The organism is Corallococcus sp. AB018 (assembly GCF_003986945.1).
Taxonomy (GTDB): Bacteria; Myxococcota; Myxococcia; order Myxococcales; family Myxococcaceae; genus Corallococcus; species Corallococcus exiguus.
The window spans coordinates 1-24,122 of sequence record NZ_RAWR01000171.1; the positions used below are offsets into that span (position 1 = coordinate 1).

19 protein-coding genes, 2 tRNA genes and 2 pseudogenes are annotated in these 24,122 nt (G+C 68.2%); 10 read left to right on the forward strand and 13 right to left on the reverse strand.

Annotated features, from left to right (window positions below):
* Positions 1-147: 147 nt before the first annotated feature.
* The 5 genes from D7Y11_RS30165 to nfi form a co-directional block, all read right to left on the reverse strand.
* Entirely contained in the window at positions 148-405 is a 258-nt protein-coding gene (locus tag D7Y11_RS30165) for an acyl-CoA-binding protein (RefSeq protein ID WP_121781607.1), read from the reverse strand.
* Positions 406-450: 45 nt separating this feature from the next.
* The gene (locus D7Y11_RS30170) at positions 451-966 is read right to left on the reverse strand and encodes a DUF2267 domain-containing protein (RefSeq protein WP_126935395.1); all 516 of its coding nucleotides are present in this window, start codon (positions 964-966) and stop codon (positions 451-453) included.
* 102 nt (positions 967-1,068) lie between these two features.
* The gene (locus D7Y11_RS30175; RefSeq protein WP_126935396.1) at positions 1,069-3,417 is read right to left on the reverse strand and encodes a GMC family oxidoreductase N-terminal domain-containing protein; all 2,349 of its coding nucleotides are present in this window, start codon (positions 3,415-3,417) and stop codon (positions 1,069-1,071) included.
* 359 nt (positions 3,418-3,776) lie between these two features.
* Entirely contained in the window at positions 3,777-3,992 is a 216-nt protein-coding gene (locus D7Y11_RS30180; RefSeq protein ID WP_121781609.1) for a DUF2905 domain-containing protein, read from the reverse strand.
* Positions 3,989-4,705 (reverse strand): deoxyribonuclease V, encoded by a 717-nt coding sequence (gene nfi, locus D7Y11_RS30185; RefSeq protein ID WP_126935397.1) that lies wholly within the window; start codon positions 4,703-4,705, stop codon positions 3,989-3,991. The genes D7Y11_RS30180 and nfi overlap by 4 nt, the downstream gene beginning before the upstream one ends.
* A 181-nt stretch (positions 4,706-4,886) precedes the next feature.
* On the opposite strand from nfi, the gene D7Y11_RS30190 reads away from it, so the two are divergent.
* Positions 4,887-5,135 carry a hypothetical protein gene (locus D7Y11_RS30190; protein ID WP_120577550.1) on the forward strand — a complete coding sequence of 83 codons (249 nt, stop codon included), beginning with the start codon at positions 4,887-4,889 and terminating at the stop codon, positions 5,133-5,135.
* A gap of 11 nt (positions 5,136-5,146) precedes the next feature.
* Positions 5,147-5,731, forward strand: coding sequence for a ThiF family adenylyltransferase (locus D7Y11_RS30195; protein ID WP_120595912.1), 585 nt, complete (start codon positions 5,147-5,149; stop codon positions 5,729-5,731).
* A gap of 10 nt (positions 5,732-5,741) precedes the next feature.
* Here the strand turns inward: D7Y11_RS30195 and D7Y11_RS30200 are convergent, their stop codons facing one another.
* A complete protein-coding gene (locus D7Y11_RS30200; RefSeq protein ID WP_126935398.1) occupies positions 5,742-6,893 on the reverse strand; it encodes an LOG family protein in 1,152 nt (383 codons plus the stop codon).
* Between the two features lie 298 nt (positions 6,894-7,191).
* On the opposite strand from D7Y11_RS30200, the gene D7Y11_RS30205 reads away from it, so the two are divergent.
* The 3 genes from D7Y11_RS30205 to D7Y11_RS30215 all read left to right on the forward strand — a co-directional run bounded on the left by D7Y11_RS30205 (position 7,192) and on the right by D7Y11_RS30215 (position 10,378).
* A tRNA-Pro gene (locus D7Y11_RS30205) sits at positions 7,192-7,267 on the forward strand.
* A 27-nt stretch (positions 7,268-7,294) separates the two neighbouring features.
* A tRNA-Leu gene (locus D7Y11_RS30210) sits at positions 7,295-7,369 on the forward strand.
* A 936-nt stretch (positions 7,370-8,305) separates the two neighbouring features.
* Entirely contained in the window at positions 8,306-10,378 is a 2,073-nt protein-coding gene (locus D7Y11_RS30215) for a hypothetical protein (protein ID WP_121754134.1), read from the forward strand.
* A gap of 118 nt (positions 10,379-10,496) precedes the next feature.
* Here the strand turns inward: D7Y11_RS30215 and D7Y11_RS30220 are convergent, their stop codons facing one another.
* Positions 10,497-11,222 (reverse strand): serine hydrolase, encoded by a 726-nt coding sequence (locus D7Y11_RS30220; protein WP_306770473.1) that lies wholly within the window; start codon positions 11,220-11,222, stop codon positions 10,497-10,499.
* 136 nt (positions 11,223-11,358) lie between these two features.
* On the opposite strand from D7Y11_RS30220, the pseudogene D7Y11_RS30225 reads away from it, so the two are divergent.
* A pseudogene (locus tag D7Y11_RS30225) lies at positions 11,359-12,215 on the forward strand (protein kinase); the annotation flags it as partial.
* A 258-nt stretch (positions 12,216-12,473) separates the two neighbouring features.
* On the opposite strand, the gene D7Y11_RS30230 reads toward D7Y11_RS30225, so the two are convergent.
* The 3 genes from D7Y11_RS30230 to D7Y11_RS43480 form a co-directional block, all read right to left on the reverse strand.
* Entirely contained in the window at positions 12,474-13,157 is a 684-nt protein-coding gene (locus tag D7Y11_RS30230) for an SdpI family protein (protein WP_121754133.1), read from the reverse strand.
* Entirely contained in the window at positions 13,154-13,441 is a 288-nt protein-coding gene (locus tag D7Y11_RS30235) for an autorepressor SdpR family transcription factor (protein ID WP_120577555.1), read from the reverse strand. Before D7Y11_RS30235 ends, D7Y11_RS30230 begins: the two co-directional genes overlap by 4 nt.
* A gap of 302 nt (positions 13,442-13,743) precedes the next feature.
* Positions 13,744-13,917: a hypothetical protein gene (locus D7Y11_RS43480; RefSeq protein ID WP_158629102.1), complete on the reverse strand. Its 174-nt coding sequence runs from the start codon at positions 13,915-13,917 to the stop codon at positions 13,744-13,746.
* A 204-nt stretch (positions 13,918-14,121) separates the two neighbouring features.
* Between D7Y11_RS43480 and D7Y11_RS30240 the strand changes: the two genes are divergently transcribed.
* The 3 genes from D7Y11_RS30240 to D7Y11_RS30250 all read left to right on the forward strand — a co-directional run bounded on the left by D7Y11_RS30240 (position 14,122) and on the right by D7Y11_RS30250 (position 18,733).
* A complete protein-coding gene (locus D7Y11_RS30240; RefSeq protein WP_126935399.1) occupies positions 14,122-16,842 on the forward strand; it encodes a VCBS repeat-containing protein in 2,721 nt (906 codons plus the stop codon).
* Positions 16,843-17,057: 215 nt separating this feature from the next.
* The gene (locus tag D7Y11_RS30245) at positions 17,058-17,408 is read left to right on the forward strand and encodes a hypothetical protein (protein WP_120577557.1); all 351 of its coding nucleotides are present in this window, start codon (positions 17,058-17,060) and stop codon (positions 17,406-17,408) included.
* 77 nt (positions 17,409-17,485) lie between these two features.
* Positions 17,486-18,733 carry a hypothetical protein gene (locus tag D7Y11_RS30250; protein WP_126935400.1) on the forward strand — a complete coding sequence of 416 codons (1,248 nt, stop codon included), beginning with the start codon at positions 17,486-17,488 and terminating at the stop codon, positions 18,731-18,733.
* Between the two features lie 54 nt (positions 18,734-18,787).
* On the opposite strand, the gene D7Y11_RS30255 is transcribed toward D7Y11_RS30250, so the two are convergent.
* Together D7Y11_RS30255 and D7Y11_RS45020 are read right to left on the reverse strand one after the other, a co-directional pair.
* Positions 18,788-19,678 carry a fibro-slime domain-containing protein gene (locus D7Y11_RS30255; protein WP_233607430.1) on the reverse strand — a complete coding sequence of 297 codons (891 nt, stop codon included), beginning with the start codon at positions 19,676-19,678 and terminating at the stop codon, positions 18,788-18,790.
* A gap of 27 nt (positions 19,679-19,705) precedes the next feature.
* Positions 19,706-19,798 (reverse strand): annotated as a pseudogene (locus D7Y11_RS45020) (DUF4215 domain-containing protein); the annotation flags it as partial.
* A gap of 116 nt (positions 19,799-19,914) precedes the next feature.
* Here D7Y11_RS45020 and D7Y11_RS30260 point away from each other — a divergent pair.
* Positions 19,915-22,632 carry a hypothetical protein gene (locus D7Y11_RS30260; RefSeq protein ID WP_126935401.1) on the forward strand — a complete coding sequence of 906 codons (2,718 nt, stop codon included), beginning with the start codon at positions 19,915-19,917 and terminating at the stop codon, positions 22,630-22,632.
* A gap of 24 nt (positions 22,633-22,656) precedes the next feature.
* Here D7Y11_RS30260 and D7Y11_RS30265 read toward each other — a convergent pair whose 3' ends face one another.
* The gene (locus D7Y11_RS30265) at positions 22,657-23,682 is read right to left on the reverse strand and encodes a lipase family protein (protein WP_126935402.1); all 1,026 of its coding nucleotides are present in this window, start codon (positions 23,680-23,682) and stop codon (positions 22,657-22,659) included.
* Positions 23,683-24,122: the final 440 nt, after the last annotated feature.

Here is a 24,122-nt window from a genome sequence, read left to right on the forward strand (position 1 = left end):
CACCATGCCCCCGCGGCGCAGGCCCCTGCTCGCCGTCACGTCGCGAACCAGCCGGCGGTACAGGTAGACGTGCGCCAGCGCGAGCAGCGTGGTGACCGGCACGAGGAACAACGCCATCCGGAGCCAGTGGGGCATGAAGGACCGTGTCTACCCGCGCAGGAGCTTGTCCACGAGCGCTACGTACTGCTGCTTCGCGGCGTCCTTCGCCAGCCCCTTGCGGCCGGCCCACGCGTCGTATTTCGCGCGCCCCTTGATATCGAGCATGCCGGGGCGCTTGCCCTGCACGTCGCCTTCCGTGCCCTGCTTGAAGAGGGAGTACAGCTCCAGCAGCGTATCGTTCGAGGGGGCCTTGGACAGCGTCTTCACCCGGCTCTGGGCGGCGCTGAAGTCATCATCGAGGGCCATGCGCGGTCTCCGGCAAGCGTGTGCCGGAGACCTTAACAGCCGGCCTCACATCGTCGGCAGCCAAAGGTGGCGGATGTCCTCGGGCAGTTGGGCGCTCACGTCCTCCGCCTCGCCTTCGCTGATTTGATGACGGACGGCGTCCATCACCGCGCGCACCACGGGCTCCACGGCGTCCGGATTCAAGGCCAGGTCCTCGCCCACCAGCTTCAGCAGCTCGTCGCGGCCGAACTTCGACGGGCGGGGGTCTGCGTCGTGGCGCTCGCAGCGGTGCAGCATCTCCGTGAGCCTGCGCGGCAGCTGTGCTTCGAGGTCGAGGGACTCCTCCGCCTGGATGCGTTGCTCCAGGCCGCAGAGCACGGAGACGGCCGCCTGCTGGGCGACACTCGGGGACATGCCGCCCCGGTCGCAGAGGTGGTCGATGAAGCGGGCATACGTCTGACTGGCCCGCATCGCACTGCGCCGCGCACGCCGCTCCTCGATGGACAGCTCGCGCCGCTCCTCCGCGTGCTCCTCGTCCTGGGGTGCGCCGGAGCGGTGCTGCGGATCACGGTCTTCAGCCATGGGGGTCCTCCCTGTCGGTCCCGGTGGGTAACAGGGTGCCCATGCCAGCCCCGGAGGGCACGTCATCGCGGACTGCTGCACTGTCCGCCGGCTGCCTGACTGCTAGGCGGCCACGCGCCGGACGTAGGTGTCCCAGAGGGCGCCGAAGAAGAAGCCGCCGAAGCGGGCCAGGGCCTCCGCCCGCTGCACGCTGTCCCGGGCGTTGAGCACGCGCAGGGTGGTGAGCTGGCGCGCGAACTCCTCCGCGGACAGCCGCAGGAAGCCCCGGCCCATGCACGGCGCCTCCGGGCCATCCCCGCGGTGCAGGGACACGAACAACGTCGTGGTGTCCTTCCACAGGTCCAGGCCCGGGTCGTCGTAGAGGTCCTTGTAGCCCTCCAGGTAGTACGCCTCGCCGGCCTCGCTGAGCAGGTGCAGCAGGTACTCCATCCGTTGGCCGCCCGGCCGAGCGTGCTCGCGGGTCATCAGGCGCAGCTCGCCGCGCGTCACCACCAGCGGGCGGGACGACAGCACCGGCGCCGTCACCGTGCCCATCAACTTCAAGGGGTGGCGCTCGTCGCGCAGCGTCGCGTTCAGGTCCTCGGCCGTCACGGTGAGCACGAAGCGCAGGGGCGTGGCGTCGTCGCGCTCCGGGTCGCCGGCCTCCAGGTGCGGGGCCTTCACGTCACCGGACAGGAACCCGTGCATCGTCTCCGTGAAGCGCACGCCCACGGGCCCGGGGGCCTGGGGCGCCGAGGCCTCCGGCAGCGGAGCGTAGTCGATGGTCCACCCGTGGCGCCGGGCCATCAGGGCGCAGGCGCGCTCGGCGACGGCGGAGATGGTGAGCAGCGGGTTGATGCCCAGCGAGCGAGGCACCACGGAGCCATCGGACACGTACAGCCCCTCATGCACCGCGTGGCCGGAGGCACCGGAGAAGACGCGCCCCTCGTGGTCCACCACCCCGTCCTCCGCCCGTTCGGCCATGACACAGCCGCCCAGCGGGTGCGTGCACAGGAGTTCCTTGCCGAAGGCCTCGGACCAGAGCGGGTAGCGCACGAAGGTGCCGCCCAGCGCGGCGGTGGCCCGGCGTAGGCGCTCCTCGATGCGGGTGAGCTGCGGGTCGCGGCCGGCGTCCGGCCAGTGCAGGCGCACGCGGTCGTGCTCCAGCCGCAGCTCGCCCTTACCCTCGTCGTGCGACATCACCATCAGCGTCTGCGTGTGCTCCACCGCGCCGTGGTCCGGCCCGCGCACGAAGCTGTCCGCCTGGCGCAGCCGCTCCTGGACCCAGTCCAGGATGCCTTCGTCGGTGTCCTCGCCCACCAGCGCCGCGGCCCCCGCGAGCGCCGCGGGCATCAGCGACGCGAGCGCGCCGGGGATGACGCCCTCCTCGATGATCATCCCCTCGTCCAGCCGCGCGGTGTCGCGCTGGTCGATGACGCCCGCGATGCAGGGCCCCACCGGGTCGCGCGTCTCATGGTTCTGCTCGCCGTGGCCCACGCCGTGGACGCGCATGTCCAGGTTGTAGCCGAAGGCCAGCACGTCGCCGTTGCTGCTGAAGCGGTGGCCCAGCTTCGAGGACACAGGAAGGCCGAGCTCGCGCGAGCGCAGCAGGATTTCCGCCGTACCCATGGTGCCGGCCGCCAGGACGACGCGGTCCGCGGTGAGCCAGGCGTCGGGCGCGTCGAAGCGCTCGCGGCCCGTGTTGAGGGGGCGGTAGTAGACGCGCCACTTCCCACCGTCCGGCACCACCGCGCGCACCGACACCTCGGTGAAGATGCGGGCCCCGTGCGCGTGCGCGTCCGGCAGATAGTTCATCAGCACGGTGTTCTTCGCGCCGGTGTTGCAGCCCGTGGCGCAGTCACCGCACAGCGAGCACCCCGGCTGCCGCACGCCCGCGGCGTTGACGCCCGCCTCGAACGTCACCGCCACTGGAGGCCGCGTCAGCCGTCCGCCCAGCTTCTCCGCGGAGATGCCGAACGTCTTGAGCTTCTGCAGCGGCGGGTGGTCCTCCGGGTACGGCAGGGGCCGCAGCATCAACTCCGCGTGCGCGAAGCCGTCCTCCAGCAGGCCGTGCACGTCGGCGCGCAGGGCCTGGGGCCAGCGAGGGTCCTCGAACACGCGAGGGTCGGGCCGCATCGTCACGCCGGCGTTGATGAGCGACGTGCCGCCCAGGCCGCAGCCGTCGATGACGGACACGTCACCGTTGCGGTGGACCTCGATGAGGCCGGTGGGGCTGCCCACGTCCAGGTCGCCCTGGCCCGGGGCGCAGTGGAGCTGGAACTCGGCCACCGCCTGCGCGGGCGTGCGAGGCATCTCCCCCGGGTGCATCTCCCGGCCGCGCTCCAGCACGCACACCTGTTGCCCCGCGCGCGACAGCCGGCTGGCGGTGATGCCTCCGCCATAGCCCGACCCAACGACGACCACGGGGTAGTGGGATGCCAGCTCACTCCACGGGGATGACAGCCTGCGCATGCTCACCTCTGGCGGCCTGACGCGCCGCCTTTTCCAGATGCCGCCTTTTATTCCCCACCGCTGACGTCAGGGACGGCGGGCCGCATGCTGCGCGGTTCAACGGCGAGGATCCACTCCGCGTCCGTCCCGGGCCCCTGCCTTCCCGCCCGGACAGCGGGCGGACAACCGGGCAGGTCGCTTCTGCCGGTCAGACGCGAAGGGCGCGCATTCTTGAGAGGAAATCCGCCGGAGCCCCCGCCCGCCCGACAGACTCAAAACCTGTCCGACTGTCGGACAAGTTCGTCCGGCGCGCCGCCGACAGGGAGCCTCGAAAGGGTTCTCGCCTTCTCAACCGGTGGACAGACTTCCGGTCCGAAGGCCTAGAAGAAGCGACGCACCACCCAGGCGCCCAGGCTGAGCAGCACGGAGATGAGGAGCATGGAGGCCAGCGGCGCGTAGACGCGCGTGTTGCCGCTCTCCACTCGGATGTCGCCCGGCAGCCGGCCGAACCAGGAGAAGGCGCCGGCCCACACCAGCAGGCCCACGACGGCGAGCCCCAGGCCCGCCACCACCAGCATCAACCCCTCGGACTTCATCCGGGACTCCCCTCCTCCAACTCCGCGGCCTCGCCCCCCGCGCGGCGGAAGGCGTTCACCAGCCGGTGCGCGTGACGCGTCGTCTCCGGCTCGCGGTAGCGAGGGCTGGCCTTCAACACCCACTCCACGGCGGTGTCCAGGTCCATGCGGTGGCCGGGGGAGACGTACACGGGGCTGACGCCCGTGCGGGTGCGGACCGCCATGCCCACCACCTCTCCCTTGTGGGTGATGGGGGACGTGGCGCCCCGCCGCTCCGCGAGCTTCCCGGGCGTGCCCACCAACAGCGACTTGGCGCAGCCGATGGAGGGGATGTCGAACAGCAGCCCTCCGTGACAGGCGATGCCCAGCCGTCGCGGGTGGGCGGTGCCCTGGCCATCGAAGACGAGCACGTCCGGGCGGACGGTGAGCCGCTCCCAGACGGCGGCCAGCACCGGCAGCTCGCGGAAGGACAGCAGGCCGGGGACGTAGGGGAACGTCAGCGGCGCCGTGGCCACGGCGCGGGCCACCGGCTGAAGCGTCTCCGCGTCGAGCACCACCATGCCGCCATAGCCCGTGTCGTTGCCCTTCTCCGTGGAGATGTCCGCGCCGGCCAGGCGGGTGATGCGCAGGCCCGGAGGCGGTTCGAGGATGAGCTGCTCACGCAGGCGCTTCTGCAGCGCCACGGCCTCCGTGGGCGTGACGTTCCAGGGGTGCGGTGCTCGCGGTGACTCCATGCGTCTCCTCCCGTGAGCCCAACACTGTGCATCCCCCGGCCGGAAGGTGACGGCCGCTCCCCTCCCCCACGTCCAGGAGGCGACGGAGGCCGGAGCATGGCTGCTCGCGCGGCCGGGTTGTCAGGATGCGCCTGGGGGCGCCGTCCCGGGCCAGGGTTCCCTTCCCTGGAGGCACGCGACCATGGCGACGCTCAACATCACCTATGACGGACACTCGGCGGACGTGCCGGTGGAGCTGGAGCGGCATATCAGCGACGCGGACGTGCGCCGCATCGCGGTGGAGCTGGTGCGCTCGGGCGGAGTGCCGGGCCTGCACCGCTTCCAGCTGGGGGCCGAAGCCTTCCAGCACTACGTCGTGGACCGCTTCCGGGGCGCGCACGGCGAGGAGCGCATCTACCTGCGTCCGAAGGTGCCCTTCGGGGCGTGCTGAGGACGGCCACCATGCGCATCGTCTTCTGTGGCGTGGGGGCCATCGGGTCCGCTGCGGCGCTGCTGTGCCGCAACCTGGACGCGACGCGGGTGTTCATCGACTTCGACCGCGTGGAGTCGAAGAACCTGCTGTCGCAGGCCTACGTGAAGCCGTCCGTCGGAAAGAACAAGGCGGAGGCGCTGAAGCTCCAGCTGCACAACCTGCACGGCGTGAAGGCGGAGTCCTTCGGCGTGCGCCTCACGCGCGACAACGTGGAGGCGCTGTGCAAGGGCGCGGACCTGCTGGTGGACGCCTTCGACAACCAGGACAGCCGCCAGTTGCTCAGCGACCACGCCCGGAAGACAGGCACGCCGTTGGTGCACGGCGCGGTGTCCGCGGACGGCACGTTCGGACTGGTGCGCTGGGATGAACGCTTCACGCCCGACGCCGAGGACACGCAAGGCCAGGCCACCTGCGAGGGCGGCGAGCACCTGCCCCTGCTGGGCCTGCTGGCCGCGACGCTCGCGCGGGCGGTGCAGGACTTCCTCAAGCACGGCGTGAAGCGGGACGCGTTCGTGAACCTGAACGCCGTCACCCCGGTCGCGGGTCAGGGCTGAGCCGCCGCGGTCAGCCCGCCCGCGCCAGGGCCTCCCGCTCCTCGTCGAAGCGCACGAGCGCCTGGACGATGTCCTCCTTCGAGTCCGTGAGGAGCAGGTGGCGCGCGTACTCGTGCCCCTGGTCCAGGTGCTCCAACAGCGGGTACACGGGCCGCGTCTGGGTCCAGAACTCGCGGCCCAGGAACAGCATGGGGCTGATGACGCCCACGGTGTTGTAGTGGTTCTGGCAGGCGTCCTGGAAGATCTCCTGCACGGTGCCCGCGCTGCCGGGTGAGTAGACGACGCCACCCCGGGCGATGGTGAGCAGGCCCTCCTCGCGCACGCTGTTGGCGAAGTACTTCGCGATGCGCGTGGCGAAGGGATTGGGCGGCTCGTGGCCGTAGAGCCAGGTGGGGATGCCCAGGCTGTCGCCCATCGCGGCCGCGTCGAGCATGGGCCACATGGCGCGCACCTCGAAGGCGCGCGCGAGCCAGTCCCGGTCCTTGTAGGACGGGGCCCGCGCCAGCACCGCGAGCGCCGCGTCCAGGTCTTCATCTGGCCGCGCGGCGAACCACGCGCCCAGGTGCGTGGCCTCCATGGCGCCCGGGCCGCCGCCGCTCACCAGGAAGAAGCCCAGGCGCGCCAGCGAACGGGCCAACTCCGCCACGGAGCGGTAGGCCTCCTGGCCGCGCAGCATGGAGTGGCCCCCCATGATGGCCACCACCCGGCGGGGCTTGCCCTGATCCATCAGCGCATCCTCCAGCGCGTCGCTGATGGCGTGGTCGTGTAGCCGCTGCGCCAGGGTCTCCAGGATGGAGGGAGGGTGCGCCCCACCGCGCGAGTTCCAGTGCGCGTAGATGCGCGCATCCAGCGTGTCCGCGTAGGTGTCCGGTCGGGTCGGGTCGAAGCCCGCGTACAGCTCCTCCGGCGTGTAGAGGCTGCCCCGGTACGGGCAATAGGGCAGCCCGGTGAACGGCGGGAAGACCATGGCGCCCCGCGCGAGGACCTGTTGCAGGGTCGCGGGCTCCAGGAGACAGCCCAGGAAGACGGTGCCGGTGAGGTCCGCCTTCAGCAGCGCGTCGCTCCACGCGCGCAGGTCCAGCCCCTGGAGGATGACGTTGGCGAGACTGCGGCCTTCGCGAAGGTGCTGCTCGAAGGCAGCCAGGGTCTCGAGTTCCGTCATGGGTGTCTCCGCGAGGTGCGTGTCAGGGACGGCATTATCGCCCCGTCATTCCTCCCCAGAAAGGAGGGATGCCCATTGCAGATCCGAAACACGCTGGACCCGAAGCGCCCCGCCACGAAGGTGACCTCTCTGGAGAACCTGGAGCTGGCCACCGCATCCTTCCGTGGCAGTGCGCCCGGGACCTGACGCTCGCACCCGCCACCCGGTGACCCGGGAGGCGTGACGAGGGCCGGGTTCCCGAAGGGGGACCCGGCCCTTGTCGTGTCCGGGTTCCGCCCTCGAAGGTTTCCCCAGACATCGGGATGTAGCTCAGCCTGGTTGAGAGCGTGCGCCTCGGGCGCGCAAGGTCGCTGGTTCGAATCCAGTCATCCCGACTTCAAACACAATCAAAGACACACCCCGCCGGGGTAGCCCAACTTGGTAGAGGCGCCGCGCTCAGAACGCGGAGGTTGCGGGTTCGAATCCCGCCTTCGGCACATCGTCAGGCTTGGCAATCCCAACGGGTTGCCAGGCCTTTTCTCATTCCGTCAACGAGTGAAGGTTTCCGACAGGGGATGACAGTCCTCCATGCTCTCTTCGGTGGGTACGACCGGGCTCTGCACACCACACCGAAGTGCAGTCAGGAGGCGAGCAATGGGCAACCGCTGGTGGGTGGTGCTGTGGCTGGGAGTCATTTCCATGCGAGGAGCCGCCACGGCTTCGCCCCACTCCGAGCCATCAGCCCCCAAGGAGCCGCCCCGCGCTTGGTCTTCACTTGTCTCCACAGCTCCGCACGCGCACTCGGCCTGAGCCCCCTCCTCTTCGCTACTTGCATACCGACAACCTCTCAACCGGGGGAACCCAGGGGGTTGCATTCACCGGTTGAGTGTGCCGCCTGTTCCCAGGTCTTGGGCGTCCTGACGAACAAGCAGTCATGTCCTCCGCAGGTGATTCCCTGGGGCACCACACCCAGCGCCTCGATGGCCGCCTTGTCCTTGGAGCCAGCGGTGTCCTCCGGGCCGCATCCCCCCACGGCCACGGCGACCAGCGAAACAAACAACAGCGAGCGCTTGAAAACAGGATGCTCAGGCATGGGCTCCCCCCCGCAGGCCCATCGAACCAGCCAGGAAATCAGGTTTCAACCAGCATGATTGGGAAGATTGCTTATTCAATCTGACAGCGCTTCAGGTCCTCCGGGAGACGAACGGGCAAACATTCACCACCGGGGATTGTCGTCGTCCGTATCGTCCCCCATCCCCGGAGTCCGGGGATGCGCGTGGTGCCCCTGTTGTCAATGACGCCCGACGTCGGGAGCGCCTCACGAAACGTAAAAAAGCTCCTCGCGCGCTGACGGAGCGGGGAGGCACGAAGGGCACCGTGTGGAGCCTCCCGGTGTCTTGACACCTCGGGAGCGCACCGGGTTTCTTCGTCCCATGCCCGTCACGCTCAAGAACCTCGCAGGCACGACCACGCTCACCAACGACTCGGTGGACAAGTGGCTCGGCAACGCTGGCTACCCGGTTCCGGAGCATCTCGACGCGAAGTGCATCGAACAGTTCTTGAGTTCGCGGAACAAGACCTACGGCTTCCTCCAGCAGCAGACGTTCTTGTCGGACATCGAAGGCTTCTATCAAGCCCGCCGGGGCATCAAGATCGCCCTGAAGAACCTGGATGGCTATGAGGCCAGCCTCGCGAATCACCGCGTGACGGACACGCTGGTGCTCCAGGTGCTCGACTACAAGTCCGGCAAGAAGCCGTCGGATGAAGTGATGGACTTCGTACGACAGCAGATTTCTGAGGTCTTGCGGGAGGAATGGACATACGTCAGGGAGTGCCGCGAGTCCCTGGAGGAGCAGTGGCGATGGCACCACACGGGCTCCGTGGACAAGGGCGCGCTCTCCCCCGTGGCAGTGAACAGGATCCTCAAACAGTTCTCCGACCAGACCACCGCCTACAAGGAACAGGTCCAGAAGGCCCAGGAGCAGGCCAAGAAGCCGAAGGGCAAGGGCGCCTCCGGTGGGGGACAAGCCGAGCCGCCGCCCGTGATGCCGAAGCCCCCGACGGAGAAGGACCGCGCCAAGTACGCCTACTACGATCCCATTCGCAACAGGCTCATGAGCCTGGGGTTCGTCGTTTCGCCGCCAGGCACCGCGCTCGGCGCGGTGTTCCCAGAGAAGGACTGGATCAAGGGCGTCGCGGGGGTTCGCTTCAATCAGGAGGTGAAGGCCTACACGGATGCGCTCGCCGCGCGCTACCACCTGATTGGCGACGACGAGACGTCACTGACACGTCTGCTGATGGCCCGGCATCCGCAATGGGCGGCCATGAAGGAGATGAAGTCCGCCTTCGTGTCCGCGGTGGGCTGCCTTTGCGTGTCCTGGACCCGGCACACGGTTGCGGGCAGGACCGTGCATGTTCCCATCCTGGGACTCTCCGGTGTCGTCCAGGAGGAGCCTGGCCCTTCCTACTTCCAGAAGTATTGCCGACACCTGGGTCTTCCCAACTGGCAGCCCGACCCCAGCATCCCCGCGTACGGGGAGACCTCTCTGGTGGCGGAGAAGTTCAAGACCGCGCAAGCGCTCATGAAGCGAGAGGAGGAAAGACTCAAGAAGCTCGTGCCCCAAAAAGCCCCGAAGGAAGCCCCGGAGGTCCAGGCGCTGCAGAGGCACCGGGCAAGCTGGAAGGTCTCTTCGGAGAAGCTCGAGCAGGAGAAGGCGGAGTTCCAGCAGCGCAAGAGCACAAGCGAGCTCGCGAACGAGCTGAACGTCAATTACGAGACGATGATCGAACGGACGAATCTCGTGGCGTTGGGTTATCGCGCGCGAACCCTGCTGCGGCTCCGAACGCCCGCGCGGCAGGCCCTGTTCAGCTACGTCTCGTTCCGCCAGGACAAGTCCCATGACGACCTGTCGGTCAAGACGCTCCAGGACGTCAAGCTGGGCGTGGACCTGTGGGTCTGCGGTTGGCACTCACTGAACTGCGCTGAACCGGCGGCGCTCATGACCGCCTCGTCGTACTTCGCGGAGGGCTGCGATGTGCTCGTCTGTTTCCCCTATGAGGGATTGAATGACGCGGGCACCGGGCGCAACCGCCCGAAGGAGACCTGCCCCTGGTGTGCCGCCGTGGAGCTTGGCTTCCGAAGCCTCAGCGAGAACAAGGGGAAGGTCCCCACGGGCCTCAGCACGGGAGCGTGGCTGACGCAGCTCACGCTGACGCTCCAGGATGAACCCGACGAGGTCCTGCCCGTAAACCGGGGCTTCGATGCCTTCCAGGACGACAACTCCATCATGACGGCGACGCGGATGACGCTCGCGGGAGACGACAAGGGGCTGGTGAAGAACAGCGACCTCGAGTCTCCCGCGTACAGCAGCGTGGTCATGACGAAGATTGGTCGCCTGCGCTCGATGTATCACCTGCTGGGACTGATTGATCGCGAAGTCGTGGCGCTGGATCGCCAGTTGTACCCGCACGCCGGATTCGGGGTGGTGTCCAAGTTCCTGAAGTAGGGGCCGCGTCAGGGAACGGCAGCAGGTGTGACTCCGAGCTTCCCAAGGACCTTCACGGCATTGGCGTTCCCGGCGTCCAGCGCGAGCGACTTCCTGTAGCTCTTGATGGCCGCTTCCTTCAGGCCCAGTTGGAGTTGGGCCTCGCCCAGGCCGCGGTGTCGACGCCCTTGAGCCGCATGAGCACATCCACCTGCGCGGACGGCATCTCGGGCTCGGGCTTGAACGCGCTCCAGGCATACTCCGCCGCCACGCTGGCGATGAGGCGGTCGAAGAGCAGGAAACCGTTATCGGAGTTGGCCATGACGACCACTCCGCTCCCCGTGTCACTGAAGGCCATGAACGCGGCCTGGAAGCCCTCGTCCGCGCCGCCGTGCCTGAAGCGTCCGGTGCCGGGCTCCACCTGGAAGCCCAGCCCGAACCGCTCCGACTGCTGCGTCAGCACCTGCTTCGTCATCGCCTGTGACAGCACGCGCCGGGACTTCCCTGCCTTCGCGCTGGACACCTCGAGGGCGACCCGCGCGAGGTCGGACGGCGTCGTCCACAGTCCGGTCGCGGCCATCTCCGGGTACACGTGCCAGCGCCCCGCCACGCTCTTCCCGCTGGCGTACGTCCCCGTGGCCGTCCTGGCGGCCAGGTCCGGAGGCAGCGGCTGCTCGTAGGAGCTGCGGGTCATGCCGAGCGGCGTCAGCACCGTCTCGCGCATGATTTGGGGGAACGGCTTCTGGAGCTGGTCCACCATCATCAACTGGACGATGGACGTGCCGCCGCCGCTGTAGCGTGTCTTCGTCCCGGGGACGAGGTCGACACGCACCGGGGCGGTGTTCGCGGGCGCCTCGCCCTCCAACAGTGACCTTCTGCTCCTTCGTGAAGTCGTTCTCAGGCAGCTTCCATGAGCGCAGCCTGTCGTTGATGTTCTCATCGAGCGACCCGTTGCCCGCTTCGACGAAGTGCAGCGCCGCGAGGGCCGCCACCGGCTTGCTAAGGTGCTGCTCCAGGCAGTGGGGCGCCCCACTGTTGAGGAGGGCTCTCGTGTCAAGCGCGCACGGGCGAAGCTCGAAGAGCAAGTACGGCTCGCGGCCTACCTTGATCACCCGAAGATCCTTCGCGTCCACGGGCCGCACAAAGGCGAAGGCGGTTGGTACGTCATCACCGACCATCCGTCGGGGAACAGCCTGAACGATGTGATTGCGGTCACATCTTCGTGGATTGGCGGGGCAGCGTGGAGGTCTCCGACTTCGGGCTCGCCCTTTCGGACCTGCCAAGCCGCGTGGCGTCCACCGTGCACCGCCCGCAGGGGGATGCGTTCTACTCCTCCCCGGAGACACTCTTGATGGGGCTCGCTGATGCGCGCTCGGACCTCTTCGCGCTCGGCAACGTCATGCTGGAGCTGGCGACAGGAAAGAACCTCCTCGACGCTCCGGACAGCTTGACCCAGGAGGTGAAAGACGCACTGTCGGACAGGCAGCTCGCGGTCTGCCGTCGCGCCATCAAGCGAGCCCGGTCGGCAGGAAGCCCTCCTGCTGTCGAGGACGCAATCTGGCGCGCGGCGACCTACACGCAGGCGGACCTGGACGCGCTGGTTGCCCCACTGCCGCAGGCGATGCGCGTCATGCTGACCCGCCTCCTTCAACGGGCGCCCGCCAACCGCTACCAGTCTGCGCGCGAGTTCTTGCCGGACCTGTATTTCTGGCAGGGAGAAGAGAAGCTCTTTGGCCCCAAGGAAGCTGAAGCCGAGCTGAAGGGACTGATGCAGCAGACGGGCGAAGCGCTGGTCGAGCTGGGAATTCGCGCCCCGCGCGGCTCCACGACTCCCCAGGAGCAGATCAGCACGAACTAGAAGGTACTCAGGTGCCAGCCCTCACAGCCCGGAGGGCTGGCGCCATGTTGCACGTATGTCGCATGCCCCTGCGGAATTGCTTGGGATGGGGCGGGACGACAGGGCACGAGGCGGGATATCGAATCCGGGTCGCTCCGAGCGGTAGCGAGGTAAGGGCGCGATCCTGCTGGGAGTTTCGCACCGCCCGGCGCGGGTTCGAATCCCGCATTCGGCACATCATCACCCAAGGAGCATGGGCCTCCACACATGGCCCCTCCTTCACGCAGAGCGATGCGAGCCCGCATCGTCCGGCGGTCCGTGCCTGTCCTGCTCGATGCGGCGATAGAGGAAGTACGAGTAGAGCACGGGAATCACCACCGCGACGGTGACCGCCGCCAGCACGGGGACCGGACCACCGCCGAGAAGCCCCGAGACGAGGACGATGGCTCCCGCGAGGACGAAGAGCCTTCCTCCCAGGCGATGCGTGCGCAGCCAGACCTCGTCGCTCGCGAGCGTCCAGGGCGTCCGGACTCCACAGAAGAAGTTCTTCGTGAACTTCCCCATGTAGTTGCCCAGGACCACGAGGACCAGGCCCGCGGCCGCGGGAACCACGCGCGCCATCGGCACGGCCACGCCGATGCCCCCGAGCAGGACCAGGGCGTTGAGCAAGAACAGGAACGCGACCAACACCACCTGGATGCCCTCGAAGACGCCCTGGAATCGCTCCACGCGGTATCCCCTGGGCGAAATCAGCGGCACGGCCACCAGGACCAGGTACAGGGCAGCCATCAGCAGCGGCAGGACGAAGGGTCCCCAGGGCTTGGGCGTATACCCATCCACCACCCCCTGGGCATTCCAATGCGTGGGCATCCACTCCGGCAACTGGCCGTAGAGAATGACGGCCATCGCGAACGCCGCGACGACGAATCCCAGACTCAGCACATGGGCTCGGCTGATTCTCATGACCGCCCTCCGTTCCCCTTGTCGACCTTGAAAAGGTCAAGAAGGACCGCCGCTACGTCCTCGAACACGGTCGTATTGAGGGAGTAGACGATTTGCTGCCCACGACGCTCGCAGCGCACCAGGTCCGCGGCTTTGAGCACGTTGAAGTGATGCGATAGCGACCCCTTCGTGATGTCGAACGCCTCAGCGAGCTCTCCCGCTGACTTCGAGCCGCCCTGCAGGAGCTTGAGCACCTTGCGCCGGGTCGGATCTGAAATTGCCTTGAAGACCTCCTGCGTTCGCATCACGACCTTTTGACATTTTGAATAACTTCAAAATAACCACCAGGAAGGTCCTGTCAAGTGGAACGCATGGGGCACCGGGCCTTGGGGGGCATGCCGGGACGGCAACCCCGAGGGCCCTCCTGCGCTCCATGAGCCAACCGACTCATGGGTCGAGGCCAAGGACCGGCGAGACACTGAGGATGGTGGACGCATCACTGGGGCCCTTCATGCCGCTCCAAGGAGACATGCCCCCTCCCGTGGCGGACGACTACCGGGGGCCGTGGGCGCGGGATGCCCGGCGCCTGATGCCCCTGGGTGGGGCTTCACTCCAGTCTCGCGGCGATCTCGAACCACCCGTCGTCGATGACCTCGACGCCACCGCGGATCATCTCCGGCCCCGGCTGCTCCAACGTGAGCCCGCGCAATGTCTTCGCTCCGAGTCGCTCCCACTTCGCGCGCAGCGCGGGTCCTACCCCATGGAGGTCGTGCTCATTCATCGCCGTGCATCATCCTGAGAAACCTCTCATGAGAATAAAGGCAGACAGCTTCAGGAAAGAGCTGTTAAACTGCCGGCAGGTGTCCCCTGCGGTCATCCATTGACCGCAAGGGATTCCAGCTCCCCATCACAAGGCAATGCCTGCCACCGGCCTCCCCGCGCCATACGCCCGGGGTGTGCCATCTCACGTCTGGAGCACCACCGCTTGAAACGCCATACCCTGCAACTCATGTTGGGAGTGATTGCCCTGCTCCCCTGGACCCGTCAGGCCCACGCGGCGGACTGGGAAGACCTCATCGTCCCGGAGACGTTCCGTCAGGGGCACTACGACCCCGCGAATCCAACGGTCGCCCCCCGGGGCGTGTACGTCGCGCCGTATTCCATCAACACGGGGGAGACCCCCACCTTCTACATCCAGAGCCCGGAGTCCTTCCGGCTGCGCATCTACCGGCTGGGCTGGTACGGCGGCGCGGGCGCGCAGGTGGTCCACGACTCGGACACCGCCCCCGCGACGACCTACGGGCCCATCTCGCAGCCCCGTTGCGGCACGGAGACGCCCACCACCGCCCCCAACTACCTGGCGATCCGGCAGCAAGAGGTGGACTACGGCCTGGTGGAATGCGCGTGGAGCAACCCCGTGCAGCCCTCCGTGGGCACGCTCAGCTCGGGGGTGTACTTCGTGCGGATCACCCCGAAGGTGACCTCGCCCAAGGAGACGCTGGCGACGTTCGTGGTGCGCGACGACGCGTCCACGGACCGGCTGATCATCGTCAACCCGACGACGACGGAGGTCTACAACCCCTGGGGGGAGACGCTGCACACCAGCACCGTGGCCCAGCCCTGTGAGGGCTGGCCTTCGTGCCCCTGGCGCGGCATGTACGCCTACGAGCGGGCCACCAAGGTCTCCATGGCGCGGCCGTCGTGGAACGTCCCCACCCACTTCAAGACGGACGTCCCGCTGCTGCGCTACCTGGAGAAGAACGACCTGCCGTACACGGTGGCCACGGACTACGACGTCTCGCGCTTCTCCAGCCTGCTGACCTCCCGGCGCTCGGCCATCATCTCCGGTCACGGCGAGTACTGGGACATGACCACGCGCAACCGGCTGGAGTCCTTCGTCGCGGGGGGCGGCAACCTCGTCGCCATGGCGGGCAACACCGGCTATTGGCAGATCCGCTACGAGGCCTCCACCACGGGCAACCCGGGCCCCATCATCGTGGGCTACAAGGACAACGCCACCGACACGACGACCCCGTCGTCCACGTGCCGTCCTGGCGTCACCGTCCCCGCATCGAGGCCGGACTGCTCGGATCCGATGCTGTCCGTCACCCCCAGCCTGACGACCACCTGGTTCCGGGCGCCGCCGGTGCACAAGCCGGAGCAGGAGCTGCTGGGCGTGCAGTACCCCATCGACCCGGCCGGCAACACCTTCGAGCTGCCGCTCACCTTCTTCACGGACACCGTGGCGGCCCGCCCCAGCCTGGGCACCGGCATCACCGCGACGGGCAACACGCTCATCGGCTCGTACGTCTCCTCGCAGAACGTCTACGTGGGCAACCTGGGGTGGGAGGCGGACTCCATCCACCCCAACCAGCTGTTCCGGATCGACCCCACGGCGTGCGTGCTACCGCTGGGACAGGGGAAGTTCTCCGATGATCCGAAGTGGGCCCTGGACAACCCGACGCCCTTTGGCAACGAGTTCACCCACCTGGTCCTGTACCGCCCCAAGGCGACCAGCGGCCACGTCGTCGCTGGCATGAGCATGCTCTGGAGCTGGGGCCTGGATGACTGGGCGACGCTGCACCCCCTGGGCGGCCCCATCGTCTCCCGGGTGGACCCGCGGCTGCAGCAGTTCACCCGCAACCTGCTCGTCTCCAGCGACGGCGCCGGCTTCGGGACCGACTGTGACCGTGGCGTCGACTTCGACGTCTGGTTCGGAGATGCCTTCACGGACACGAAGGCGGATGGCAACACGGCCCCGTCCGGTGGCGACGGCAGCCCGGTGGAGATGATCGTCAAGGAGCGCGACTACCCGGGCCGCTGGGGGAGCGTGGCCCTGGAGAAGCAGGCGGGCTCCCTGAAGCTGGTGCCCACCTTCAAGGAGGTGGCGCGGCTGACGGACTGGGCGGTGGCCAGCAACGCCTACAACCTATTCCTGGCGGACGTGAACGGCGACGGCAAGAAGGACCTCATCGCGCAGAGCCGCGTCAACGGGACGTTCGACGTGGCCCTGAGCAACGGCGACCGCTTCGTCCCCGGCAGCACCTCCTGGCTCACGGGCTGGGCGGTGGGCAGCGCGTATGACGTCTTCGCCGCGGACCTCGACGCGGACGGCAAGGCGGACCTCGTGGCCAAGGAGCGCACCGCGCCGGGGACCTGGTACGTGGCCCTCAACACCGGGACGCAGTTCGTCCCCGCGTCGAGCAGCTGGCTGACGGGCTGGGCCGTGTCCAGCAGCGCGTACGACCTGTTCGTGGCGGACGTGAACGGCGACAACAAGGCGGACCTCGTGGCCAAGGAGCGCACCGGCTCCGGCCTCTGGTATGTCGCGCTCAACACCGGCAGCGGGTTCACGGCGCAGCCCGGCTCGCTCGCGGGCTTCGGGGTCCCCAGCGCGGACCATGACCTGTTCGTGGCGGACGTGAACGGCGACGGCAAGGCGGACCTCGTGGCCAAGGAGCACACCGGCACCCAGGCCTGGAAGGTGGCGCTCGGCACGGGCACGGGTTTCGTGCCCCAGACGTCCGCGTGGCTGACGAGCTGGGCGACGAGCAGCAGCGCGTACCGCCTCTTCGTCGCGGACATGGATGGGGACGGAAAGGCGGACCTGGTGGCCCGGGAGCGCACCTCCCCGGGCGCATGGTACGTCGCCCCCAGCTCTGGCAGCGCCTTCGTTCCGCAGACCGCGCGGCTCGACGCACGCTGAGCGGTCCATGGGAGCCGGGGCCCCGCGCACGCGCGAGGCCCCGGAAGCCCCGGCCCGGCGCTTCGACATACATGGGGCCCGCTTGAGCAGATGCGAGCGGGACGAGCGGAGGCAAGGAGGACCCATCGTCGGCCCAGGCGCGGGCGGAGCCCAATGGGAGGCTCGTCCTGCACAAGCTGCCGGACAACTGGGTCCTGAACAATGGCAAGGCAGCCATGAGCGGCCCGGGCAACGTCAACGTGCAGGCCAACAAGGCTGCCTTCGAAGCCCAGCAGCGCACCTTCCACGAGAAGAACGACGCCATCAACCAGGCCATCGCGGCGACCTACGCGCAGGCCAACGCCGCGTCGGACCACATGCACCACCGCTTCGTGAACTCCCTCAAGGACGAGGAGACGGTGCGCAATCCGGGCGACGGTCAGCGCTACCAGGTGCAAACGGGCGCGAACCCGTACTGGATGAACAGCCACGGCCAGTACGTGCCTTCAAACGACCCGAACTACGACCCGAACCGCGATCCCCGCCTCAACCACCAGACGTGGAAGAAGACGGACATCGAAGACTGAGGGACAGGCCACCCTGCATGTCAGCCCTTTCCAGAATGATTCCCGGCGACACCCGCTGAATCCTTCTGGAGGCGCACATGTATCGATGGTTGCTGTTCGCGGCGCTCACCGTCACCACGACGGCGGGCGCGAAGCCCAACACCCCGCTGTACGCCACCGGCGCCGGTCCTGGCGGTGGGCCGGCGGTGAAGACGTTCGACCCCAACTCCAACACCAACTGGGTGTCCTTCTACGCCTACGAACCGTCCATGAGCGTGGGCGTGGAGATGGCGACGGGCCGGGTGACCACGAACTGGCGCCCGGACGCCGTCACCGGCACCAGCGAGGGCGGAGGGCCCCTGGTCCGCGTGTTCGACGTCAACACGGGCAGCGTGCTGCGGGAGTTCTTCGCCTACGACTCGAACTTCCGGGGCGGCGTCTTCGTCACCACCGGCGACGTGGACGGCGACGGCTTCGATGAAATCATCACCGCGCCGGGACGGGGCATGGGCCCGCTGGTCCGCGTGTGGAAGGCGGTGGGCACGCCCACGCTCATCAACGAGTTCTGGGCCTATGACCCCGGCTTCACCGGAGGCGTGCGGCTGGGCGCGGGCGATGTCACGCGTGACAACGTCTCGGAGATTGTCACCATCCCGGGCCCGGGCGGCGGTCCCCACGTGCGTGTCTTCAACCGCTGGGGCGGAGAGGTGTATGGCTACATGGCCCCGGTGCCCCGCAAGCCCTGGGACAATCAGTACTACACGAACGGCTACCGCGTGGCGGTGGGCAGCGACCCGTGGGGGACGCCGGAGCTCTATGTGTCCGGCAGCGAGTGGCGCTTCTTCACCCACTACCAGCGCAGCGATGACTGCTCCATCCCGCCCATCTTCGTGACGCCCAACTTCGTGCGGAAGGCCTACTGGGTCCTGACGCCCTATGCGCACGTCATGCGCATTCCGGACGGCGCCACGCTGGCCCACTTCGGCACGGAGGCGCTCAACGCCGGCTTCCTGGGACAGGAGGTGTCCTACGCGGACTACAAGAACCTCTGCGAGCCCAACGGTGGCGTGTCCTGCAACGTCTTCCAATACCCGTACCCGTACGGCGGCAGCGATCCCGACTATTCGCCCCAGGTCGCCACGCTCCAGCAGCCCGGCGCCGGCCCGCGCCTGCTCACCGGCAGTCCCCAGCTGAAGCTGGGGAACGGGGTGGCGGGCTGCTACTACGACACGATGTTCCAGCCCGGCACCCTCAAGCTCTACGAGCGGTGGGGCGCGGCGCTCTGGTCGTTCCAGCCCTACGGCGCGTTCTACGGCGGCGTGAAGCCCGCCGCGAACAACGACTGACGTCCGCCGTCGGTCCAGGCGCGACAGGCCCCGCCCGGGACGCTTCCGGGGCGGCTATAGCTCCAGCTTGCAGGTGGCGCTGCAGCCGTCACGGCTGACGGTGTTCCCGTCGTCGCATTGCTCGTCCTGGTTGAATTGCACGACCCCGTCGCCACAGCGGATGCCGAGCAGGCAGCCCGGGGCGCATTGCCCGTAGCCCCCCGGGTTCGAGCCGTCGTCGCACTCCGCACCCTCGTCCAGCCTGCCATTGCCGCAGGCGGAGATGCACACCCTGGACTGGTTGGCCGGCAGGAACGAGGAGAGTTGCAGCTTGTAGCTCGAGCCCGTGGTGAAGCGTTCCGCCTGGAACACGGCGACCTCATAGATACCGTCTGGCTGGAGGCCCAACGCGGACGCACGGCCCGCGAGGTCCACGGTCGAGGTCATGCTGGTGTGAACTCCTCCCAGGTCGATGGCGAGCTTCCCGTTGATGAAGACCCAGACGTCATCGTCTCCCGTGAAGACGAGTTGCCCCTGGCCCGTGTACACGAACCAGAAACGCGTCTCGCTGGTGAAGCTGGTGTTGTGCGGTGCTCCCGTGCTGTCCGGACGCGTCGTCTCCTGCCCCTCGGCCACCCAGCCCTTGCCGTCGAGCGGGAAGAAGGTCGTGTCCTCGAACAGATAGGAGAGGGCGTTGGGAGAAGAGGTCCGCGACAGGGGCAGCGTGGAAACGACGGGCAGGTTGACGTTGCTCACGTCGCGAAACCATTGGTCGAAGGACACCACTCCATGCGTCGTGGCGGAGAACACACCTGCCTTGGCATAGACGGGCTTGCCGGCCGGGCCCAGGATGGCCTGGACGATGCCCGTCTCCTGCCCGTTCGCGTTCTGGAAGTCGACGTGGCCATTGGGCAGGTCATTCCCCCGGAAGTCGCGGTAGACGATGGGGAGACTCAACGTGGACAAGGGCTCTGAAAGGACGCAGACGAAGCCCTCCTCGATTTGACAGGTCGAGGAGCAGCCGTCGAAGTCGCGCAGGTTGCCGTCGTCGCACGCCTCTCCGGCCGTGAGGATGCCGTCGCCACAGACGGCCTCACAAACTGTGAGGCCCGTATGCTGGTGTCAAAGGGTTGCTGGCTTTTGTTTGTCTCGAAACCCAAGCGCTCCCATACTGCGAGTCACACACACCCAGGACCTCTCGGATGCCTGACTTGAAGAACGTCATTCTTTGCCTGAGCGTGCTCCTCCTCGTGGGGTGTGCCAGCGGCCGCGACACCACGCCTTCGAATGCGGACCACCGGCTGCTGACGCTCGCGACGGACGGCGAGCCGACCGCGACGGTGGCCCTCAACCTGCGGCTGCTGAAGACCGCGAACGCGGATCCAACCTGGAAGGACGCGGTCGAGTCCGCGGAGCAGCACCTGCTGAAGCTGGGGAACGTCCCGCCCCGGCACCGGGCCCTCGTCCTGGACACGTTCTCGTCGTTCGCCGCGGGATTGATGGAGACCCCTGGCGGAACGGTGCCCTTCCGCGTGTTCGCCTCCCATGGCCCGGAGGACGCGGCGCTGGAGGTCCTCCAGACGGCGCGGCTCATTGAAGCCACGAAGGAAGGCGACTACGTCCTCATCGACCCGGAGACGTGTCAGCGCCAGGGCCCTCTTCGGCTGCTCAAGACGAAGCAGCTCCTCGCGTTCGTGCCTCCGGCGCTCGCGGCGGACGTGTCGGCACGGCTCGCCCGGGAGCCCAGCCAGAAGATGGAGCCGCTGTTCATCGCCCAGGCGGGCGTCGAGGTGGGCCCGGTCCTGGAGCCGTTCGTCCCAGGGCTCCTGATGCTGGCCATCCAGCAGTTCCAGGCGACGGATGCCGCCCGGCGGATCTCCTTCGCCGCCCGAGCGGACGCGAGCGGCGCCATCCGGGCGGACGTGGAGTTCGCCGGGCCCCACCCCGAACGCATCCAGGCGCTCTGGGAGCGAGTGACCACCAGCGAGTCAGCGCTGCGGACCGTGGTGGCCTCCTCCACGAAGCTCCAGGCCGGCAAGGACGTCCTGCGCATCACCTTCGACGTGAACGCCCTGCGCGCGCAGTCCGCCATGCTCCGGCGGGCCTTCTCTCCCTTCAGCGACGAGCCTCTGCCCTCGGAGAACCTGGAGGACCTCCGCGAGGGCGCGGTGATTTCGCCCGAGAACGTGGTGTCCTACCCGGAGACGCTGACGCCCGAGTCCTTCCTCGCCCTCTCCGGTGACGACTGCAGCCCCTGGAAGGGTGATGCCTTGGACGAGACGAAGAAGCTGCGCCTCGCGTTCACGTCCCTGCGCGCCTCGTTCATCACTCCCGAGGCCGACCACCTCCAACTGACCGCCCGTGTCTGCCAGCCCCGCGACTACGTTCCGGTCCTCGCGCGACGCAAGCTGATGGAGCTGCGCGTCCAGCAACCGGAGCTCCACCGCCCCCTGTGTGGCCCGCTGGCCGCGAGCCCGGACGGGATGAAGGTCGGGGAGGACTTCTCGGGTGAGAACGCCTCTCGCGGGCAGGTGGCGTCCCACCACGTCCAGTTCGCGCTCAAGCCCGGCGTGGACGCCCAGACGCTGCCGGCCATCACAGGGTCGGTCACCGTTCATGTGCCAGCGCGGATCCGGAGCATCCGCCTGCCCTTCGCCGCGCCCTTTGCCCGGGCGGAGCAGACCTTCCCCGACGGGAAGCTGTTCGTGGAGGGACTGCGCATCCACCTGGGCACCCTGACCTTCCAACTGGGGAGCGAGGGCACGCCGCCGACGGTGCTGGCGGTGCGGGCCCTGAACGCGGAGGGGAAGTACCTCAGGACCGAGGCACGCCCGGGCCTCACCATGGTCCTGTCGCTCCCCCTCTTCGGCGTGCTGTCTCCCGACGCGCCACTGTTCACCGTGGAAGGAAGGCCCGCGCAGATAGAGCTCGTCCTGGTGGACGCGACCACGCCGTACACCCGGCCCTTCACGCTCACGCCGCCCTTCCCCTCCGGGAACGCCGCGGCCAGGGACGCCGAGGCGCTTCCGCTCGCGATGATCGATCAAACCCTGTTCGAGCAGCACCTCATGTCCCCGGAGTCGGTCGCGAGGAGGACCGCGTCGTTCAGTGGCGCCGTGAAGAAGGACGCGCTCCCCGCGGCGCTCCCGCCGAACGCCCCTGCCTCGCCCTTCCACGCCTGGCTGGTGACCGACGGTGTCTTCCGCGGAGACGTCGAGTTCTCCTGGCCGGACGACGTGCAGAAGTCCTTCGCGCAGGCGGATCCCCCCGTCACGCTGGAGCTGCTCGAAGCGGACTTCGCGGACGGGACGCGCCTGCGCGCGGCGGACATCGAGGCGGTGGATGAGGAGGACCAGTACGTCTGGCACAACGGCTATGGCCAGCAGCTCAAATGGAGCACCACGTTCTCGCCCGGGCGGAGCTGGAGCTTCACGCACAGGGGCTACATCCCCCACCAGCTCGAGCGGGTCCCCCTGACGAGGCTCAAGGGGCAGCTCTCCTTCGCCCTGCCGGAGAAGTGGGTCGCGTCATCCCCCACGGCCCTGAGCCTGCATACAGAGGCCCGGCTGGAAGGGGGCCGCTTCAAGGTCGAGATCATCGAGCCGGGCCGCATCCGCATCCAGAGTCACGACACGGGCCAGGAGGGTTTCTCCGCGGTATTCGACGACGCCAAGAACCGCCCGGTTGACTCGGTCCTGACGAAGCGGACGGACTTCGATGACGCGACCTTCATGCTCGACTTCGAGACCCGTCAGCCCGCGCACCGCTGGCGGATGATCCAATCCCAGGGCACCCCCAAGACATACGCCTATCCGTTCGAAATCCTCGCCCAGGCGCCCGTGGCCCCCACCGCGCCCAAGCCCGTCCCCGCCCGGAAGGCCGGGCCCACGCGGAAGGCCAGCCCCACCCGGAAGAAGTGAGCGGGGCCGGAACGGACGAAGGCCCTACTTCGCCGCAACCTGACGGCTCGGAGGCTGGGCCACCGGGCGCTGAGGCAGGGCCTTCGCGGACGCCTGTGCGTTGACCACGGCGTCCGCGGTGGGCGCCACGCTGGTGTCCTGGAGCGGATTGCCCTGGCTGTCCGTGTAGACGCCATCCGCGAAGGGGCCCACGTAGAGCTGGGGCGTGGCGGGCAGCGCCTGGGTGAGCACGGTGAGGTAGTTGTCCATCTCGTGCCGGATGGTCGCCTCCTGCGTGCTGGTGTCTCCCAGCGTGTTGTAGAAGAGCACATCGAACTCCACACCGACCTGCGTGTAGTTGGGCGCCAGCCACGACGGCGGCAGCGTGGGCACCACGTCGTACTGATTGACCACGCGCACCGTCGCCGGACTCGTGACGTATCGGGCGTAGGCCGTCCCCCATGAATCCGCGAGCCCGGCCTTCGGCGCCGCGAACGTGACGGTCGTCACGCTCAGCGACGGCTGGCTCACCGCCAGGTCCAACGCCAGCAACTCCGCCAGGCCTCCGCCCAGGCTGTGGCCCGTCACGTAGAGCGTCTGGATGTTGTTCGCCTTCAGCCACGAGAACACCTGCGCCTGCATCGACTGGGGCACGGAGGTGCTCGTGCCGGTGTAGATGCCCCAGAACCCGCCGTGCACCTGAGGCACCGGAGACAGGGACACCCCGGAGTACGGCGCGAAGGACGTGGTGGAGTACTGCTCGTCCGCGCTCGTGTCCGCCGACGTCACGGTCCCGCGCAGCGCCAGCATCGCCGTGGTCGAATCCGCGTTGGAGGTGAACCACAGGCCGAACGCCTCCGCGACGCCTCCCTTCTGCGGCACCCACGCAGTGAGGCTGTCCGCCTGCGTCCAGCCCGAGGGCACGGAGAAGTCCTTGCCATTGAAGGCGGCGTAGGCCGCGACCACGCCCTGCCCCATGCCCAGCACCTGGGTCGCGTCCAGCACGGGCTCGGGCGGCGTGGCCTGCGGGCTCGGCTGCGGACGGACGGCGGCAACGGTCGAGGTCGTCATGTTCGGCTCCAGGAAGGTGTGGCGGGTGGAACGGGGCGACGCCTGTCGCCATCCGTTGCCAGGCACCGATTGCAGCGCCCATGCCGCACGCGGCGTCCCCTGGAGGCCCTCGCGGCGAGGGGGTTCACGCGCGCCTTCGACGCGTCGGTCGACGCGACGCCCGACGCAAGGCCGCCCCTGGTGACTGGAAACATCAACGCCTGACGGCAGTCACCAGGCGCAAGCCCATGGACCGGGGCCGTGCCTCATGCGCTCCCAGCAAGATCAACGACTTGCGCGTGCACTGAGGGGTCCGGGGCGTTGGCATGCCCGCTGCTATGGGTGTCCTCGTCGCTGAAAGCAACACGCACTCCCCTTCCAGAAAAGAGACACGTCATGGCCATCCGCTCCGCTGGTCGCTCCACCCCCTCCATCCCGTCCACCGCCTCCAAGCCCACCAC

Bases quoted from the DNA above. Each gene is read 5' to 3' on its own strand.
- D7Y11_RS30165 (WP_121781607.1), bottom strand. From the start codon at position 405: ATGGCCCTCGATGATGACTTCAGCGCCGCCCAGAGCCGGGTGAAGACG.
- D7Y11_RS30235 (WP_120577555.1), bottom strand. From the start codon at position 13,441: ATGCGAACGCAGGAGGTCTTCAAGGCAATTTCAGATCCGACCCGGCGC.
- D7Y11_RS30260 (WP_126935401.1), top strand. From the start codon at position 19,915: ATGCCTGACTTGAAGAACGTCATTCTTTGCCTGAGCGTGCTCCTCCTC.
- D7Y11_RS30195 (WP_120595912.1), top strand. From the start codon at position 5,147: ATGCGCATCGTCTTCTGTGGCGTGGGGGCCATCGGGTCCGCTGCGGCG.
- D7Y11_RS43480 (WP_158629102.1), bottom strand. From the start codon at position 13,917: ATGAATGAGCACGACCTCCATGGGGTAGGACCCGCGCTGCGCGCGAAG.
- D7Y11_RS30170 (WP_126935395.1), bottom strand. From the start codon at position 966: ATGGCTGAAGACCGTGATCCGCAGCACCGCTCCGGCGCACCCCAGGAC.
- D7Y11_RS30230 (WP_121754133.1), bottom strand. From the start codon at position 13,157: ATGAGAATCAGCCGAGCCCATGTGCTGAGTCTGGGATTCGTCGTCGCG.
- nfi (WP_126935397.1), bottom strand. From the start codon at position 4,705: ATGGAGTCACCGCGAGCACCGCACCCCTGGAACGTCACGCCCACGGAG.
- D7Y11_RS30175 (WP_126935396.1), bottom strand. From the start codon at position 3,417: ATGCGCAGGCTGTCATCCCCGTGGAGTGAGCTGGCATCCCACTACCCC.
- D7Y11_RS30200 (WP_126935398.1), bottom strand. From the start codon at position 6,893: ATGACGGAACTCGAGACCCTGGCTGCCTTCGAGCAGCACCTTCGCGAA.
- D7Y11_RS30250 (WP_126935400.1), top strand. From the start codon at position 17,486: ATGTATCGATGGTTGCTGTTCGCGGCGCTCACCGTCACCACGACGGCG.
- D7Y11_RS30245 (WP_120577557.1), top strand. From the start codon at position 17,058: ATGAGCGGCCCGGGCAACGTCAACGTGCAGGCCAACAAGGCTGCCTTC.
- D7Y11_RS30190 (WP_120577550.1), top strand. From the start codon at position 4,887: ATGGCGACGCTCAACATCACCTATGACGGACACTCGGCGGACGTGCCG.
- D7Y11_RS30265 (WP_126935402.1), bottom strand. From the start codon at position 23,682: ATGACGACCTCGACCGTTGCCGCCGTCCGTCCGCAGCCGAGCCCGCAG.
- D7Y11_RS30180 (WP_121781609.1), bottom strand. From the start codon at position 3,992: ATGAAGTCCGAGGGGTTGATGCTGGTGGTGGCGGGCCTGGGGCTCGCC.
- D7Y11_RS30215 (WP_121754134.1), top strand. From the start codon at position 8,306: ATGCCCGTCACGCTCAAGAACCTCGCAGGCACGACCACGCTCACCAAC.